We start from the raw sequence: 16,942 nt of genomic DNA, 5'->3' as shown, positions 1-16,942 counted from the left end.
GCCCCATCACGACCTCTTGCAGCACCGCGCCCCCCGCGCCTATGGTGGCGCCAAACCGCAACACAGAGGCGAGCCGATGAGTATCCGGAAAGTAGGTGTCGTAGGCGCAGGTCAGATGGGCAACGGGATTGCGCATGTGCTGGTGCAGGCGGGGTATGACGTTCTGCTGAACGACATCACGCAGGAGGCTCTCGACAAGGGCGTCGGCAATATCCGCAAGAACATGGAACGGCAGGTGGGCCGCGGGAAGATGGAGCAGGCGGACATGGACGCGGCCCTGTCGCGGATCACCACGACGCTGACCCTGAAGGACCTGGGCCAGACCGACCTGGTGATCGAATCCGCGACCGAACGGGAGACGGTGAAGCAGGCGATCTTCGAGGACCTGGTGCCGCATCTTCAGCCGCACACGATTCTGACGTCGAACACCTCGTCGATCTCGATCACCCGCCTGGCGAGCCGGACCGACCGGCCGGAAAAGTTCATGGGGTTCCACTTCATGAACCCGGTGCCGGTGATGCAGCTGGTCGAGCTGATCCGGGGGATCGCCACCGACAAGGAGACCTTCGACGCCTGTTACGAGGTTGTCGAGAAGCTTGGCAAGACCGCCGCGAGCGCCGAGGATTTTCCCGCTTTCATCGTCAACCGGATCCTGATGCCGATGATCAACGAGGCGGTCTACACGCTGTACGAGGGCGTCGGCAGCGTGACGTCCATTGACACCTCGATGAAGCTGGGAACCAATCACCCGATGGGGCCGCTGGAACTGGCGGATTTCATCGGGCTGGATACGTGCCTTGCGATCATGAACGTGCTGCATGACGGGTTGGCGGATACCAAGTACCGGCCCTGCCCGCTTCTGACGAAGTATGTCGAGGCCGGGTGGCTGGGCCGGAAGACCGGGCGCGGGTTCTATGACTACCGGGGCGAGACGCCGGTGCCGACGCGCTGACCGCACGCGGCGGGAAATTGAGTATTTTCGGCAAGATGAAAGCTGGCAGTGGGCCTAGTCCTGGCCTTCGCCCAGCTTCAGCGTGTGCTCGCGCAGCCAGGCCATGAAGCCGCGCGGGTCGGATTGCAGCATCTTCATCTGTTCGGCGTCGATGGGCTTGCCCACCACCGGGCGTTGCGGGTGGTTGCAGCTCTTGACCACTTCGTGCAGCAGGAAGCTTTGCCGCAGGGTGGCCGAGATGCGGTTGGCGGCCTGGTAGACGCGGGAGTTGGAGCCGGGGAAGAAGATCGGCACCACGGTGGCGCCCGACCGGCGGATCATCTGGGCGGTGAAGACGTTCCACTCCCGCTCGATCACCGGGCCGAACATGCTGTCGGATGACGCCACCACGCCTGAAGGGAAGACCGAGATCAGCCCGCCTTCCTTGAGGTGGGCCATGGCGTTGGCGCGCATCTCGACCGATTTGCGCTGTGCGTCGGGTTCATGCGGGAAGGGTACCGGGATCATGTAGGAGGCCGCAACCTCGTCGATGCCGGTCAGCAGGGCACGGGTAAGGATCTTGTAATCGGTGCGGCGGCGGCCGATCAGGTCGGCGAGGATCATGCCGTCGACCAGCCCGTGGGGGTGGTTGGCGACCACGACAACGGGGCCGTCGGGCGGGATGTTGTCGATTTCTTCCTGCGGGGTTTCGAGGGGGATGCCCATCGTATCGAGCGCCGCGCGCCAGAAGGGCTGGCCGGTGGGGGCGCCGCGCTTCTCGAACTCGCGGATCATCTTGATGATGGTCAGCTTGCCGGTGAACCATTCGATCGCGCGGATGGTGAAGGCGGTGCCGGGCGAATCGAAGGAATTGGCATAGGTCAGGCTGCGCCGGTCGTACTTGGTGAAATTCACCGTTTCGCCGGGCTGTTCCTGGGCCTGATCCTTTGCGTCCGCCACCTGGTTCATTCCCGTCCTGTGCCGCTTTCCCGCGGGGCGTCTCACATCGCCTCGCCAAAGCGGTCGGCGACAAGCGCCTCGACCGCGTCGGCCAGGGCTTCCGCGTCCGGGCCCCACGCGCGCACGTCAATAGTCTTTCCTTTCGACGCTGCCAACATCAAAAGCCCCATGATGCTGTCGGCGCCGCTGGATTGGCCGTCGAGGCTGACCTCGGCCGAGGCGTCGAACCCTTCGGCAACTTCGACGAGCTTGGCGGCCGCGCGGGCGTGCAGGCCTTTCTCGTTCACGATCTTCAATTGCCGTACAATAGCTTGGCTCATGGGGTCTTTGTCTTTTCCTGAATTCCAGCTCACTCGGCTGTCACGTTGTGGCTGTCAATGTATTTGCGCCCGGCATCCATAGCGGCCCGGGCGGCCTCTGCAACATCGAGGTGGCGGCTTTTGGCCAGTTTGATCAGCATTGGCAGGTTCGCACCATAGAGAATACGGCGGTCATCCGGCTGGCAGGCCTTGAGCGACAGGTTCGAGGGCGAGCCGCCGAACATGTCGGTCACGATGACGACACCGTCGCCGGTATCGACCTCGTCGGCGGCGGCGCAGATCTCGGCCTGCTTGTCGGCGCGGTCGCAATCGTTCTCGATGGTGATACCGCGCAGCCCCGCCTGGGCGCCGACGACGTGCTCTATCGCCTTCACGTATTCGTGGGCCAAACCGCCATGCGCGACGATCACGATCCCGATCAAAGCTGCTCGCCTCCCTTCATTTCGCTGGCATTCTGCGCGGGGCGGGGGGCCGACCCCGCGGGCGCGTGCCGCTCTAGCTCGCGGTGCCTTATAGACACCTGCCAGCCGCTTTCTGCAAGGGTCTTGGCAAGGGTTTCGGCCATGGCGACGCTTCGGTGCTGCCCGCCGGTGCAGCCAAAGCCGATGGAGAGATAGGCCTTCCCCTCGGCCTCGTAGGCGGGGAGGAGCAGTTCGGCGAGATCTGCAACCTTCTCGCTGAAGGCGTCGAAGCGCGGGTCGGCGGCGACATAGGCCGCGACAGCCGCATCACGCCCGTCACGCGCGCGCAGCGATGCATCCCAGTACGGGTTCCGCAGGAAGCGGCAGTCGAGCACCATGTCGAGCCCGCGTGGCAACCCGCGCTTGTAGGAGAAAGACTGGACGGTGACGGCGAGCCGGGTCTTGCCCTCGGGCGCGAACCAGCGGGCCAGTTCGGCCCGAAGGTCATGCGGCGTCATCTCCGAGGTGTCGAGCAGCATGTCGGCGCGCGCCTTGATCGGGCCGAGCAGGTCGGATTCGCGCTGAATGCCTTCCTCGGGGCTTTCGGCCGGGGCAAGGGGGTGACGGCGGCGCGTTTCCGAGAAGCGGCGCAGCAAGACGTCGGTGCTGCAGTCGAGATAGAGAACCTGGATGCCGACCGGGCCGTTGCTGCCCTCGCGGTCGATGGCCTCGATCAGGCCGAAGGCTGAAAAATCGCGGTTGCGCACGTCTACGCCAAGCGCCAGCGGCTTGTCGGGCGCCGGCCCGTCGAGAAGACGCGGCAGGAAGGAGAGCGGCAGGTTGTCGATCGCCTCGTACCCGAGATCCTCAAGGGCACGGATCGCGGTCGTACGGCCCGCGCCCGACGGCCCGGTGACCAGAATGACCCGATTTGTCACGGCATCCTGTGCCATGGCGCGCCTTTCGTCATGCGTCCCGTGTCCCGCATAGATATGTCAGGATCGCCGCCGGAAAATGCGCCAGTTCGGATTTTCTGGCAAGCGGTATGTCTGCTCCCAACATTGTGACCGTTCGGTATTCCGGCAGGCGGTCGGATTCGCGTTCATCCATGTCCACGACAAGTGCCACCGGGGTCGGGCCGGCGGGGGGTGCGGAAAGGATTCCGACCTCGCGCGCCTCGATCCGGCCGCGGATCGTTGGCGGGGCGTCGGCCATCAGGCCTGCGCCGGCACGCCAGAGGCGGGTGCGGTCGTCGGAGACAAGCACGGCGCCCAGGGCCATCAGTTGCAGCGCCAGCCCGGACTTGCCGCTGCCCGAGGTGCCGCGGATCAGCACCGCGCGCCCGTTTCGGGCGACGCACGAGGCGTGCACGATGGTTTCGTCGGTGGATGTGTTCGGGTCGGAAGTGTCGGTCTCGCCGCGTGGCATCGGTCAGACCGGCAGGCCCACGACGAAGCGCGCGCCCAGCGGGTCTGACGTGATGTCGGCATCGGTCGGGCGGATGTTCTCGGCCCAGATCACGCCGTCATGCGCCTCGACGATCTGTTTCGAGATCGACAGGCCAAGGCCCGAATTGTTGCCGAAGTCCTTCTCGGAGCGCTGCGAGTAGAAGCGCTGGAAGATCTTGGTAAGGGCCTGGTCGGGGATGCCGGGGCCGGTATCCTCGACCACGACGACGACGCGGTTCTCGCGCTTGCGGGCCCAGAGGCGAATGGCGTCGCCATCCTCGCAGAAGCTGATGGCGTTTGTGATCAGGTTGACGAAGACCTGTGCCAGCCGCCCTTCGAGCCCGGTGATGATGATCGGCTCTTTCGGGAAGTCGGTGATGAACTCGACGCCCTTCTTCTCGGCCTCTTCGCCGAGGTATTGCGACAGGTTGGTCAGCATGCCGATCAGGTCGAAGGATTCCTGCTCTTCCTTGACCAGTTCGCTATCGAGGCGCGAGGCATTCGAGATGTCGCTGACCAGACGGTCGAGGCGGCGCACGTCATGCTCGATCACGTCGAGCAGTTTCGAGCGCTGATCCTCGCGCTTGGCGAGCCGCATGGTGCCCACGGCGGAGCGCAGGGAGGCGAGCGGGTTCTTGATCTCGTGCGCGACGTCGGCCGCGAATTGTTCGTTGCCGTCGATCCGGTGATAGAGCGCCGCGACCATACCGCGGAGCGCGCCGGAGAGGCGGCCGATCTCGTCGGGGCGTGCGGTCAGGTCGGGGATGCGGATGCGACCGCCCTTGGCGCCCTTGTTGCGGTTGCGCGCGCCGCCCACTTCGGCGGCGGCGGCCAGTTCGGCCAGCGGGTTGGCGATGGTCGAGGCGAGGATCAGGCTGAGCCCGACCGAGACCAGCGTCGCCACCAGGAACATCTGCAGCACGCGCTCGCGCTCGACCCGGACAAGCTGATCGATCTCGCCGGTGGTGTTGGCCACGGCAACCACACCGACGGGCGTATCGCCGCGGACGATCGGAGAGGCGACGGAGAAGACAGAGCTGTGCACGTTCTGGCCCCGGCCGACACTTGTGCCTTTCTCGATGGTCGGCGCGACCAGCGCGCGCACCTGTTCCTCGACGCTGGGCGGCGGGCGGCGTTCGGATTCGGGCGAGAAGGGTGCCGAGACCTTGTCCCAGACCCAGGAAATCGCGTCGGTGATGTAGGTCGGGTGGCGGGCCGATGGCATTTCATAGCCGTCGGTTCCGCTTTCGACATGGCCGGCGAGCCGGCCTTCGGGGTCGAAGACGAAGACCTCGATGCCCGGGCGCAGGTCGATTCCGTTCAGGGTGGCGGCCACGTCGACCCCGTCGCCGGTAACGAGGTTCACGGGCGCGGTCGAGGGCAGCTGGGCCTCGAAGACATCGGCAATCAGCTCTGTCTCGCCGGCGAGGCTGTCGGCGCGCTGTTGCGCCAACCCGTCGCGCGACGAGTTGAGATAGAGGATGCCCGCAACGAGCACGTTGAGGGCGATGAGGTTGAAGGTGATGATCTTGCGGGTCAGTGAGGCGCCGCCACGCGAAAAATAGCCCCGTTTCTCGCGGCGAATACGAACCTCGTCTTCGACCACGTTCTCCGGGGCTACGAAATCATCTCCGAGGACGACGCCATCGTCGTCCGAGAGCGACTGATCGCGCACGTTTATCCCTTCGGCCAGCGCCATTATTCTTCGTTGTAACGGTATCCGATCCCGTACAGCGTCTCAATGGCGGAAAACTCGGAGTCCACCATCCGCATCTTCTTGCGGAGGCGCTTGATGTGGCTGTCGATGGTCCGGTCGTCGACATAGACCTGATCGTCGTAAGCCACGTCCATCAGCTGATCACGGCTCTTGACGAAGCCGGGGCGCTGAGCCAGCGCCTGAAGCAGAAGGAATTCGGTGACGGTCAGCGAAACGTCCTGGCCCTTCCAGGTCACGGCGTGACGCAGCGGATCCATCCGCAGCTCGCCGCGTTCGATCACCTTGGTATCTTCGGTATCGGCGACGATCTCGCCGGCGTTCGCTTCCTGCCGGCGCAGGAGCGCGCGGATGCGTTCGACCAGGAGACGTTGCGAAAAAGGCTTCTTGACGTAATCATCGGCCCCCATGCGCAGGCCGAGCACCTCGTCGATCTCGTCATCCTTGGAGGTCAGGAAGATGACCGGCATCGACGTTTTCTGGCGTAGCCGCTGCAACAGGTCCATCCCGTCCATCCGGGGCATCTTGACGTCGAGCACGGCCATGTCGGGCAGTTTCTTGCTGAACGCGTCGAATGCCTGCTGACCGTCGTTGTATGTGTCGACCTCGAACCCTTCGGCCTCGAGAGTCATGGATACCGATGTCAGAATATTCCTGTCATCGTCCACGAGGGCGATTCTTGACATGATGTGGTCCCTTTACCTGCTCAGGTTGCCTGTATTTTTTTCTTAGTATGCGCCTTTTTGGCCTTTTTAATCAATCCCAAAGTGCGAATCAGCCGCCGTCGCGTCATCAAATGTGGCGAAAAATACTTAGGAATGGCTAAATTGACTCACTCGTATCGCGGGGGACAGGGCCGATTTGGCGGTGAGCCGCCGTGGTTGCGCTAACTTGACCGTGGTTGCGCTAACTGCGTTAAAGCGTCCTGTTCATTCAAGAAAGCGTCATGTTATGAGCCAACTCGCGAGGCGATTTGCAACGCCACACCGGCAATGGCCCGGTGGCGACAATTATTGGGCCGGCGTCGGCACGGCCACCGCGACCAAGGAGTTTGCAGAACATGGCATTCGGACGGGTAAACCCGCAATTCCAGCTGGAAGATCAAGGCATCACCGGGCTGGACAATGTCTATTACAACCTCATCGAGCCGGCCCTGATCGAAGCGGCGCTGCGCAACGGCGAGGGGCGACTGGGGCGCGGGGGCACCTTCCTCGTTTCCACCGGCAAATTCACCGGCCGGTCCCCCAAGGACAAGCATGTCGTCAAGACCGAGAGCGTCGCCGACAGCATCTGGTGGGAAAACAATGCCGAGATGAGCCCTGAAGGGTTCGACAAGCTCTACGAAGACATGCTGGCCCACATGAAGGGAGGCACCTATTACGTGCAGGACCTTGTCGGCGGTGCCGACCCGGCGCATTCGATCAACGTGCGCATGGTGACCGAGCTGGCCTGGCACGGCCTCTTCATCCGGCACATGCTGCGGCGCCCCGAGCGCGAGGCGCTCGACCGGTTCGTCGCCGACTTCACGGTCATCAACTGCCCCAGCTTCCAGGCGGACCCGGCCAAGCACAACTGCCGGTCGGAAACCGTGATCGCGATGAACTTCGACCGCAAGATCATCCTGATCGGCGGCACCGAGTACGCAGGCGAGAACAAGAAATCGGTCTTCACTCTGCTGAACTATCTGCTGCCGGAAAAAGGCATCATGCCGATGCACTGCTCGGCCAACCATGCCGCCGGCAACCCGGTCGACACGGCGATCTTCTTCGGCCTGTCAGGAACCGGCAAGACCACCCTGTCGGCCGACCCCGAGCGGATCCTGATCGGCGACGACGAGCACGGCTGGTCGGATCGCGGCACCTTCAACTTCGAAGGCGGCTGCTATGCCAAGACGATCAACCTCGACCCCGAGGCGGAGCCCGAGATCTACGCCACGACGTCGAAGTTCGGCACCGTGATCGAGAACATGGTCTATGACGAGGACACGCTCGACCTCGACTTCGCCGACGACTCGCTGACGGCGAACATGCGTTGCGCCTACCCGCTCGAGTACATCTCGAACGCCTCGTCGAACGCGCTTGGCGGGCATCCCAAGAATATCATCATGCTGACCTGCGACGCCTTCGGCGTGCTGCCGCCCATCGCGCGGCTGACCCCGGCGCAGGCGATGTATCACTTCCTGTCGGGCTTCACCTCGAAGGTCGCGGGCACCGAGCGCGGCGTGACCGAGCCCGAGCCCACCTTCTCGACCTGCTTCGGCGCACCCTTCATGCCGCGCCGGCCGGAAGCCTATGGCAACCTGCTGCGCGAGAAGATCGCCAAGCACGGCGCGACCTGCTGGCTGGTCAACACCGGCTGGACGGGCGGCGCCTATGGCACCGGCAGCCGGATGCCGATCAAGGCCACCCGCGCCCTGCTGACGGCAGCGCTCGACGGCTCGCTATCCAAGGTCGATTTCCGCAAAGATCCGAATTTCGGTTTCGAAGTGCCGATCAAGGTGCCCGGCGTTCCGGAAGTTCTGCTCGACCCGCGCCGCACCTGGGGCAACCCGGACGGTTACGACGAACAGGCCGACAAGCTGGTGAAGATGTTCGCGGACAATTTCGAACAATATCAGCCCTATATCGACGACGACGTGAAAGCGGCGGCGATCGGGTAAGGGGATCGAACCCATGACGAGGGCCATGCACACCGGTTTCGCATCTGCGGGCGTGTGCGTGGCCCTTTTTCTTTCCGCGCCCGCGGCACTTGCCAACCCGGTAGCACCGGGCGTTGCGGAAATCGAATTCGGTTACATGTGCCAGTTGGAATCGAGCGAGGACGTGATCGCCGAAGACACCATCGCGGGCACGATTTCCAACATCATCGGCTCGCCTGAATTCCAGCGGCTCGGCACCACGGTGCCGGCGCAGATCGGGATCGAATTCGGCATCCTGGCGCGGGTGCTGCCGGAGTACGAAGGGCCCGTCACCTTCCAGGTGGAGCACCCGCCACAGGGGGCCGCGGGCGTGACCCGCGAAAGCTGGTCTGCCTTCCTCTCCGCCAGCGAAATGAGCTTCGCCGGGTTCAGCTTCGAGAAGCAATACGAGTTGACCCCCGGGGAGTGGACGCTGTCCGCCATGTCGAACGGGCAGTTGATCTATGCGGTCACGTTCGACGTGGTTGCACCGATGGGCTCGCCGCTCGACGACCTGGGCTGCGACGGGCCGGCGCTGGTGTCTTGACCGCCCCGTCGGGACGCGCGCGATGACGGCCGAGAGCTACGTCTACAGCACGGTGCCGGACCGCGAGATCGATCACGTGGCCGCGCAGATCCGGCAGGAGCCCGGCCTGTTGAACGAGGAAAAGGTGATCGCGCGGTACCGCGCGACAGGGCTCGAGGTCGACCCCGACCCGTTTTCGAATACCATCGTGGAACGGCTGACACAGGCGCTTGCCGAGCGGCGCCCCTATTCCCTTATCCGGATCGGCGACGGCGAGATCGGGGCGCTTGCCCTCGGGCAGGAGCCTGAAACCCCCACGCTGGACCGGTTCGCGCTTGAGCGGACGGTCATGGACTGCCCCGATCGCTTTCGCGTCAACGAGACCGGCCTGCGCCAGGTGCAGTCGGACATGGCTGCGGCTGTCGCCGCGGCCGATGCGGTGGGCGTGGTCGGCATGTGGCGGGCGCAGCCGGTGGCCGAGGACGTGTTCGCGGAAGATCTTGCGACGCAGGTCTACAAGGACATTCGCGGACGCTCTGGCCACTGGCGATCCATACGCCGCATGCTGGCGATGGCCGAGGGCGGTGAGCTCGGTGGCAAGTTCATCTGCTCGGCGCATAACTACCTGCACCTCGTCGGGAAAGTCTCGTCGCTGGTGAACGCCGCCGAGGGCACGCTTTGTCTGACCAATCGGCCGGGCGCCGTTGCGAAGCTGCAGGCGCGGTTTCCCGCGTGCCGGATCGACCGGATAGAGCTGAACGCCGAGAAGCGGCCGGTCACCGATCTGCCCGACGCCCCCGAATTTCTGCAGGAGGTCGAGGCGCGGCTGCCCGCCGACCTGAGCGGCAAGCTGGTGCTGATCGGCGCCGGGATCTGGGCCGAAACCTACTGCACATGGGCAAAGGCGCGGGGGGCCGTCGCCGTCGACCTCGGCAGCGGGTTCGATCTTCTGGATGGCCGGGCGTCGCGCAAGATGCACCGGCGGTTTCTCGAGACCCGCGGCCTGACGATCGAGGATATCCTGACCGATAGCTGAGTCGCGCGCCGCCTACGGCATGCTCTAGCCCGGCAGGGTGCCTTCCAGCACGTAGCGCAGGATATCGACAACCTCTTTCGGCTCGCGCGCCACGGCCATGGCAGCGGCGTCGACCTCTTTCAGGGCGTGGTCATGTTCGGGCGGCTGAAGGATGATCAGCGACTTGCCCAGCGCACTGGCCATGCCCGCGTCGAAGGCGGCGTTCCACTGCTTGTACTTGTCGCCGAAGCGGACGACGACGACGTCGGCTTCCTCGATCCCCTTGCGGGTGCGGATGGAATTGACCAGCGCACCCTTGCGGTCGTGCCAGAACTTGTTGTCCTCGGCCCCGAGGATGGCCACCCCGCAATCGTCAGAGGCCGCGTGATCGGTCACCGGGGCGTTGAACCAGACGTCGAGCCCGTGCGCCCCGTCGACGATCTGCTGGCGCCAGTCCGTGTGAATTTCTCCGGACAGGTATACTCTCAAACTCATGGCTTCTGTCTCCCTTTCATGTTCGGGCAAAGGGATAGCGCCGGGACAGGCAGGGGCAACCCCCCGCCTGCCCCATCAGAACGCCATCTTCCAGAAGAGCGGCTTGTCTTTCGGCAGCCGCGACAGGTGTTTGCGCCGCTTGGGTCGCAGGAAGGGCGGCACGTCGCGCGTGGGCTCGAAGCAGAACGCCTTGGGCACCGCCGAGTAGAGCGACACCGGCGGGCGGCAGTGTTTCAGCACCGCGCCGGGCCCCGGCTGGTGGTAGTAGACCTCGGCAATCCCCAGCCGGTCGCGCAGCAGCATCAGCGCCGCCAACAGCATGGCGCGGGGCCATACCTTTTCATACCTCGCCGTCAGCGCCGCCTCGTAAGCCTGCGTGTCGCGCAGGGCGCGCGAGCGGGGGCGCTGATCACGCAGGTCGTCGAGCTCGTACCGGACGAAGCGCAGCCAGTCGGACTGGATTTCCTCGATCAGCGCCACGCCGTTGTTACGGTCGATATCGAGCCGCGCCCAGGCCAGCGTCGGCCGCCCGGTTCTGCGCACCGGGTGTTGGGGGCATTCGAACTTGCCACGATCCTGCAGGCCTACCGTGCGTTCCAGCAGGGCAGCGTGATCGCCAGGGAAGTTGAGTTGCACAACGAGGTTCCGCCCCGGGCGGCTGGTCTGGGCCCAATGCCAGTTGCTGTTGCCCCAGACGCTGAAGCTGAGCTCGAAGCCGAGCCAAGGCAGGTCGAAGGCCCGCTCCAGCGCGGTCAACGTGGCGGAGTTGAGGCTGTCGTAGCGGACAGTGCCATCGGCCTGCGCCAGCACCTGAAGATCGGCGCGCCGGATCATCCCGTCACCCGCGGCGGTAAGCGGCTTCACCAGCGGCCGGTCGAGCAGCTTGGCAAGCCGCCCCTGTCGCAGCGCGCGCACGGGCGCGGCCTCGGGCAACAAGGCCTGCAAGAGCCACGCGCTTTCGCGGTCTGTGTAGTAGTTGAACGGCATCGTGCACGGCAGGTCCTGCCGCAGCCGGATGATCTCGTCGGGGGTCATCGGTCTGATCCTGTGGTAAGCGCCATTGCGCCCGCAGGTCAGGCCGCGGGCAACTAGAGGGTCTTTTCGGGCGGTCCTTGCCGCCAGCTTTGTGCAGACATGTCTCTCTCCTGAAGTCGGGAGTCGTTGCGTAAGGCGCCTGAATAGAAGAAGGGCCCGAGTCGCCTCAAGCCCTTCCGAATCTCACGCGTGAAACTGTGACCGGCGGGTCACGTCACTTCCGCAGCACCCCGCCGGTGGCCTTCTCGACCTTCTCGACGATCTTCTGCGACACCGCCTCGATATCGGCATCCTTCAGCGTGCTGTCGGTCGGTTGCAGCCGCACGGTGATGGCCAGGCTTTTCTTGCCCTCGCCGAGGCTGCCGCCGATGAACTCGTCGAACACGCGGACATCCTCGATCAGCGCCTTGTCGGCGCCGGCGGCGGCGTTCACGAGGTTGAGCGCCTCGACCTGCGCGTCGACCACGAAGGCGAAGTCACGCTCGACCGCCTGAAGGCCGCTCACCTCGAGCGCGCCGCGGTTGGCGCCGGCCTTGCGGGGCAGCGGCACCTCGGCGGGCCAGATGGTGAAGCCGACGACCGGGCCTTTGACATCCATCTCGCGCAGCACCTTGGGGTGCAGCTCGCCGAAGATGCCGAGAACCTTCTTGGGGCCGAGGCAGATCTTGCCATGCCGGCCCGGGTGCCACCATTCGCGGGCGCCGCGCAAAATCTGCACCTTGGCGGGGGCGCCGATGGCCGACAGCACGGCCTCGGCGTCGGCCTTGGCATCGTAAAGGTCGACGGCACGCGACTGGCCGTGCACTTCCTTGGGCCCGGTGCGACCGACAAGGATGCCGGTGGCCAGCAGGTGCTGTTCATCCGGCTCGCCACCGTGGAAGGCCTGCCCCACCTCGAAAAGCGCCATGTCCATGATGCCGCGCGCCTGGTTGCGGGCGGCGGCCTGCAACAGGCCGGGCAGCAGCGCCGGGCGCATGTGGCTCATTTCCGAGCTGATCGGGTTCGCGAGCATCTCGGCATCGGTGCCGCCGCCGAACAGCTCGGCCGCGGGTTTGTCGATGAAGCTGTAGGTGACGCACTCGTTATAGCCCAGCGCCGCACAGGTGCGCCGCGCGATCTGTTCGCGCTTCTGGATCGGGCTGAGGATCGGCTTGGGCACGCCGGCCGACATGCGGCGCATCGGTTTGCCTTCCAGCTTGGTGAGCGAGGCGACACGGGCCACCTCTTCCACCAGGTCGGCCTCGCCCATCACGTCGGGGCGCCAGCTGGGCACGTGGGCCATGTTGCCTTCGAGCCGGAAACCGAGGCGGGTGAGCGTCTGGCGCTGGTCGCTTTCGGGGATGTCCATACCGACCAGGGACTGCACGCGCGCGGGGTCGAGCCGGTAGGCGCGGCTGACGTCGGGCACTTCGCCGGCGACGACCACCTCGGAGGGCTCACCGCCGCAGAGATCGAGGATCATCTGCGTGGCCAGCTCGTGGCCTTGCATGTTGAATTCCGGGTCGATCCCGCGCTCGTTGCGGTAGCGGGCGTCGGAGTTGATCTTGAGCGCGCGGCCGGTATGGGCGATCTGGATATGATCCCAGACGGCGGCCTCGAGGAAGACATTGGTCGTCTCCTGGGTGCAGCCGGTGGCAAGCCCCCCCATGATGCCGGCGATGCTTTCGATGCCTGCGTCGTCGGAGATCACCACCTGCCCTTCGGAGAAGGTGTAGGTTTTCTCGTCGAGCCCTTCCAGCGTCTCGCCGCCCTTGGCGCGGTGAACGCGCAGGTTGCCCTTCACCTTGTCGGCGTCGAACACGTGCAGGGGGCGGTTGCGGTCATGGGTGAAGAAGTTCGTGATATCGACCAGCGCCGAGATCGGGCGCAAGCCGATGGCGCGCAGACGGTCCTGCAGCCATTCGGGGCTGGGGCCGTTCTTGACGTTCCGGATCAGGCGGCCGGCGAAGACATGGCAGCCGTTCTCACGCGTGTCCTCGTCGATGGTGACATCGATCGGGCACGGGAACTGTCCCTCTACATGGGCCTCGGGCGCCGGCTTCATCGTGCCGATGCCGCGTGCCGCAAGGTCGAGCGCGATGCCGCGCACGCCCAGCGCGTCAGGCCGGTTGGGGGTGATGGCGATCTCGATCACCGGGTCGACCTTGGCCGGGTCATTGGCAGCCAGCCAGTCGGCGAAGCTTTGCCCCACCTCGCCCGAGGGCAGCTCGATGATGCCGTCATGCTCCTCGGAAAGCTCCATCTCGCGCTCGGAACACATCATGCCGAAGCTTTCGATGCCACGGATCTTACCGACGCCGATGGTGGTGTCGATTCCAGGCACATAGACGCCGGGCTTGGCGATCACGACCGTGATCCCCTCGCGGGCATTGGGGGCGCCGCAGATGATCTGTTTTTCGCCCTCGCCGGTCTCCACCTGGCAGACCCGCAGCCGGTCGGCGTCGGGGTGCTTCTCGGCCTTCACGACCTTGCCGATGGTAAACTCCGACAGGCGGGCGGCGGGGTTCGAGATTTCCTCGACCTCGAGCCCGAGATCGGTCAGCGCCTCTGCGATCTCGTCGACGGAGGCGGTCGTTTCAAGGTGGTCTTTGAGCCAGGACAGGGTGAATTTCATCGTGCGTCTTCCGCCGGTTTTTCGAACTCACGCGGGCTTTAGCGGATAAGGCGGGGTGTTGGAAGGGGGCGCTGCCCCCAACGTTGAAACCCCGCGGGTTTCAACGTCTCCCCCGGGATATTTTCGGCCAGAAGAAGCGAGGGTCGGTTTCAGACGGAGAAGACGGCGCGGCGGATGAGGTTGAGGCCGGCGATCAGCAGGACGATGAGGGTAAGCTTGCGGAAGGCGGCCTGTTCGATGCGGTCGTGGATGCGGAAGCCGATCCACATGCCGAGAAGCGCGGGGAGGACAAGCAGGCCCGAGGCCGGCATGGTGTCCGAGTTGAGCACGCCCGAGGTGAGATGCGCGCCCATCAGCACCACGGCGCCGGCGCCGTAGATCACGCCCTGCACGCGGATCTGCTCGGTTTTCTCGGTGTCGAGCGCGGTCAGCAGGGCCACGGTGGGCGGGCCCCAGACGCCCGAGATGCCGCCGAAGAAACCCGCCACGGCGCCGACGCCGGCTTCGATCTTTCGACCCGGGGGATGGGGCAGGCGCAGGGGGCGGCCCAGAAGCGTGGCACCGGCGTAGAGCGTGATCGGCAGGCCGATCGCCCAGAGCATCGCCTTGGCGGGCACGATGGCCACAAGCTGTGCCGAGAGGATCATCACCACGAAACCCGCGACCAGGAACAGGCGGAAGCGGCGGATCGACTCCCAAGCTGCGCGGACCCCCTGACGGAGCGCCTGCCAGCCGTTGGTGACCAGCGTCGGCAGGATCAGCCAGCCCAGCGCCACATCGGGGGGGAGAACGGAACTCAGGCCGGAAATCAGGATCATCGGCATGCCGAAGCCGACCATGCCCTTGATGAGGCCGGCCAGGACTGCCACGGCGCAGCCGAACACCAAGAGACCGAAAGAGAGCACATCCATGGCCCCCTCCTAGCACTTTCCCCGGCGGCCGCACGGGCTATTTGAGGTCGAACGCCAGCAGCGGTGCTGCGCCCGCGGCATGATGGCGCAAGATTAGAACAAAACCCAAGGGGATTTGGCATAATAGTTGCGCTGCACCTGCAAAGTAGCTAGGACAGGGCGACTTCGAAAAGGGGAACTGATTCATGGCTCACGACGGACAGGACACCGTGACCGCAGCGCCGGTCATACTGGACGATCTTCTGACCCTCACCGGCGCCGCCGTGGCGCCCGCCGCAGCCGTGCTGGACGCGGCGAAAGACAGCATCCGCGAGATGGTCGTGGTCGATGGCCGCGTGTCGTCGCGCGCCGTGGAAGCGCATCAGAGCGCGTCGCACGGGCTGGCATGGCTTGCCACCTACGTGGAAGCGCTGCGGCAGATGCAGAAATGGGCCGAGGGGCTGAAGGAAGCCGGCAAGTTCGGCGAGGTCGAACAGCTGATCCACCAGATCGCGTTCGGCGAATACCTGCACCAGATCGCCGGCGGCATCCCGATGAACCAGGGCGAGGTCGTGCGCCTGCAGGAGATGGGCCTTGGCTGGGATGCGCTGTCGGGCTTCCAGTGCAGCGAAGTGCAGACCCTGATGGCCCGCGGCAACACCCAGTCCGCGCGCACCCGGCTTGTCGAGCTGATGCAGGAGCGCAGCGCCGAAACCACCGTGGGCGCCACCGGGCTCGACGAAGAGCTGGAGATGATCCGCGAACAGTTCCGCCGCTTCGCGCTCGACAAGGTGGAGCCTTACGCGCACGAGTGGCACCTGAAGGACGAGCTGATCCCGATGGAGATCATCGAGGAGCTGGCCGAAATGGGCGTGTTCGGGCTGACCATCCCCGAGAACCTCGGCGGGCTGGGCCTGTCGAAGGCCTCGATGGTGGTGGTCTCGGAAGAGCTGTCGCGCGGGTATATCGGTGTCGGTTCGCTGGGCACGCGGTCGGAGATCGCGGCCGAGCTGATCCTGGCCGGGGGCACGGACGATCAGAAATCGCATTGGCTGCCGAAGATCGCCAGCGGGGAAATCCTGCCGACCGCCGTGTTTACCGAGCCCAACACCGGCTCCGACCTCGGCAGCCTGCGCACCCGGGCGGTCAAGGACGAGAACGGCGATTACACCGTGACCGGCAACAAGACCTGGATCACCCACGCCGCGCGCACCCATGTGATGACGCTTCTGGCGCGCACGGATCCGTCGACGACCGATTACAAGGGCCTGTCGATGTTCCTGGCCGAGAAGACGCCGGGCACCGACGAGGCCCCCTTCCCCACCGAGGGCATGACCGGCGGCGAGATCGAGGTGCTGGGCTATCGCGGCATGAAGGAATACGAGCTCGGCTTCGACAACTTCAAGGTCAAGGGCGAGAACCTTCTGGGCGGCGAAGAAGGGAAGGGCTTCAAGCAGCTCATGGAGACCTTCGAGAGCGCCCGCATCCAGACCGCCGCCCGCGCCGTGGGCGTGGCGCAGTCGGCGCTGGATATCGCCATGCGCTATGCCATCGACCGCAAGCAGTTCGGCAAGTCGCTGATCGAATTTCCGCGCGTTTCGGGCAAGCTGGCGATGATGGCGGTCGAGATCATGGTCGCCCGCCAGCTGACCTATTACAGCGCGTGGGAGAAGGATAACGGCCACCGCTGCGACCTCGAGGCCGGGATGGCCAAGCTGCTGGGCGCGCGGGTCGCGTGGGCTGCGGCCGATAACGGGCTGCAGATCCACGGCGGCAACGGCTTTGCACTGGAATATTCGATCAGCCGGGTCCTGTGCGACGCGCGGATCCTGAACATCTTCGAAGGGGCTGCGGAAATCCAGGCACAGGTGATCGCGCGGCGGTTGCTGGGCTAGGCCCGCACTCTCGGTGAACCA

At 65.2% G+C, this 16,942-nt stretch carries 16 protein-coding genes; 5 read left to right on the top strand and 11 right to left on the bottom strand.

The window, feature by feature from the left end; genetic code table 11:
• The first annotated feature begins 76 nt into the window (after window positions 1-76).
• A complete protein-coding gene (locus RIdsm_RS00975) occupies window positions 77-952 on the top strand; it encodes a 3-hydroxybutyryl-CoA dehydrogenase (protein WP_057821313.1) in 876 nt (291 codons plus the stop codon).
• Between the two features lie 54 nt (window positions 953-1,006).
• Here the strand turns inward: RIdsm_RS00975 and RIdsm_RS00970 are convergent, their stop codons facing one another.
• Genes RIdsm_RS00970 through RIdsm_RS00940 form a run of 7 tightly spaced genes read right to left on the bottom strand, consistent with a single transcriptional unit; the run spans window position 1,007 to window position 6,460 of the window.
• Window positions 1,007-1,900, bottom strand: a complete 894-nt coding sequence (locus RIdsm_RS00970; RefSeq protein ID WP_057821311.1) for a lysophospholipid acyltransferase family protein — start codon at window positions 1,898-1,900, stop codon at window positions 1,007-1,009.
• A 32-nt stretch (window positions 1,901-1,932) separates the two neighbouring features.
• Window positions 1,933-2,211, bottom strand: a complete 279-nt coding sequence (locus RIdsm_RS00965; protein WP_057821309.1) for an HPr family phosphocarrier protein — start codon at window positions 2,209-2,211, stop codon at window positions 1,933-1,935.
• A 29-nt stretch (window positions 2,212-2,240) separates the two neighbouring features.
• On the bottom strand, window positions 2,241-2,633 hold the full coding sequence (locus tag RIdsm_RS00960) for a PTS sugar transporter subunit IIA (protein WP_057821307.1): 393 nt from the start codon (window positions 2,631-2,633) through the stop codon (window positions 2,241-2,243).
• Window positions 2,630-3,565 (bottom strand): RNase adapter RapZ, encoded by a 936-nt coding sequence (rapZ, locus tag RIdsm_RS00955; RefSeq protein ID WP_057821305.1) that lies wholly within the window; start codon window positions 3,563-3,565, stop codon window positions 2,630-2,632. Before rapZ ends, RIdsm_RS00960 begins: the two co-directional genes overlap by 4 nt.
• 13 nt (window positions 3,566-3,578) lie before the next feature.
• A complete protein-coding gene (locus tag RIdsm_RS00950; protein ID WP_057821303.1) occupies window positions 3,579-4,040 on the bottom strand; it encodes an HPr kinase/phosphorylase in 462 nt (153 codons plus the stop codon).
• A gap of 3 nt (window positions 4,041-4,043) precedes the next feature.
• Window positions 4,044-5,759 carry a sensor histidine kinase gene (locus RIdsm_RS00945; RefSeq protein WP_057821300.1) on the bottom strand — a complete coding sequence of 572 codons (1,716 nt, stop codon included), beginning with the start codon at window positions 5,757-5,759 and terminating at the stop codon, window positions 4,044-4,046.
• Window positions 5,759-6,460 carry a response regulator transcription factor gene (locus RIdsm_RS00940; RefSeq protein WP_057821298.1) on the bottom strand — a complete coding sequence of 234 codons (702 nt, stop codon included), beginning with the start codon at window positions 6,458-6,460 and terminating at the stop codon, window positions 5,759-5,761. Before RIdsm_RS00940 ends, RIdsm_RS00945 begins: the two co-directional genes overlap by 1 nt.
• Window positions 6,461-6,834: 374 nt before the next feature.
• On the opposite strand from RIdsm_RS00940, the gene RIdsm_RS00935 reads away from it, so the two are divergent.
• From RIdsm_RS00935 to RIdsm_RS00925, 3 genes are read left to right on the top strand one after another with little or no spacing between them, the layout of a single operon-like run.
• On the top strand, window positions 6,835-8,433 hold the full coding sequence (locus RIdsm_RS00935) for a phosphoenolpyruvate carboxykinase (protein ID WP_057821296.1): 1,599 nt from the start codon (window positions 6,835-6,837) through the stop codon (window positions 8,431-8,433).
• Between the two features lie 13 nt (window positions 8,434-8,446).
• Window positions 8,447-8,998, top strand: a complete 552-nt coding sequence (locus RIdsm_RS00930) for a DUF3859 domain-containing protein (protein ID WP_057821295.1) — start codon at window positions 8,447-8,449, stop codon at window positions 8,996-8,998.
• Window positions 8,999-9,020: 22 nt separating this feature from the next.
• The gene (locus RIdsm_RS00925) at window positions 9,021-10,013 is read left to right on the top strand and encodes a GT-D fold domain-containing protein (RefSeq protein WP_057821293.1); all 993 of its coding nucleotides are present in this window, start codon (window positions 9,021-9,023) and stop codon (window positions 10,011-10,013) included.
• Window positions 10,014-10,037: 24 nt separating this feature from the next.
• On the opposite strand, the gene RIdsm_RS00920 is transcribed toward RIdsm_RS00925, so the two are convergent.
• From RIdsm_RS00920 to RIdsm_RS00905, 4 genes are all read right to left on the bottom strand, one after another.
• Window positions 10,038-10,487 (bottom strand): YtoQ family protein, encoded by a 450-nt coding sequence (locus RIdsm_RS00920; protein WP_057821292.1) that lies wholly within the window; start codon window positions 10,485-10,487, stop codon window positions 10,038-10,040.
• 75 nt (window positions 10,488-10,562) lie between these two features.
• Window positions 10,563-11,522 (bottom strand): hypothetical protein, encoded by a 960-nt coding sequence (locus RIdsm_RS00915; protein WP_057821290.1) that lies wholly within the window; start codon window positions 11,520-11,522, stop codon window positions 10,563-10,565.
• A 214-nt stretch (window positions 11,523-11,736) separates the two neighbouring features.
• On the bottom strand, window positions 11,737-14,136 hold the full coding sequence (pheT, locus tag RIdsm_RS00910) for a phenylalanine--tRNA ligase subunit beta (RefSeq protein WP_057821288.1): 2,400 nt from the start codon (window positions 14,134-14,136) through the stop codon (window positions 11,737-11,739).
• Between the two features lie 149 nt (window positions 14,137-14,285).
• A complete protein-coding gene (locus RIdsm_RS00905) occupies window positions 14,286-15,047 on the bottom strand; it encodes a sulfite exporter TauE/SafE family protein (protein WP_057821286.1) in 762 nt (253 codons plus the stop codon).
• A gap of 185 nt (window positions 15,048-15,232) precedes the next feature.
• Here RIdsm_RS00905 and RIdsm_RS00900 point away from each other — a divergent pair, with 185 nt between their 5' ends.
• Entirely contained in the window at window positions 15,233-16,921 is a 1,689-nt protein-coding gene (locus RIdsm_RS00900; protein ID WP_057821284.1) for an acyl-CoA dehydrogenase family protein, read from the top strand.
• The last annotated feature ends 21 nt before the right edge of the window (window positions 16,922-16,942 follow it).

The organism is Roseovarius indicus (assembly GCF_008728195.1).
GTDB classification, from domain to species: Bacteria; Pseudomonadota; Alphaproteobacteria; order Rhodobacterales; family Rhodobacteraceae; genus Roseovarius; species Roseovarius indicus.
The sequence above is the reverse complement of the archived record's forward strand: the minus strand, read 5'-3'. Positions and strand labels throughout refer to the sequence as shown.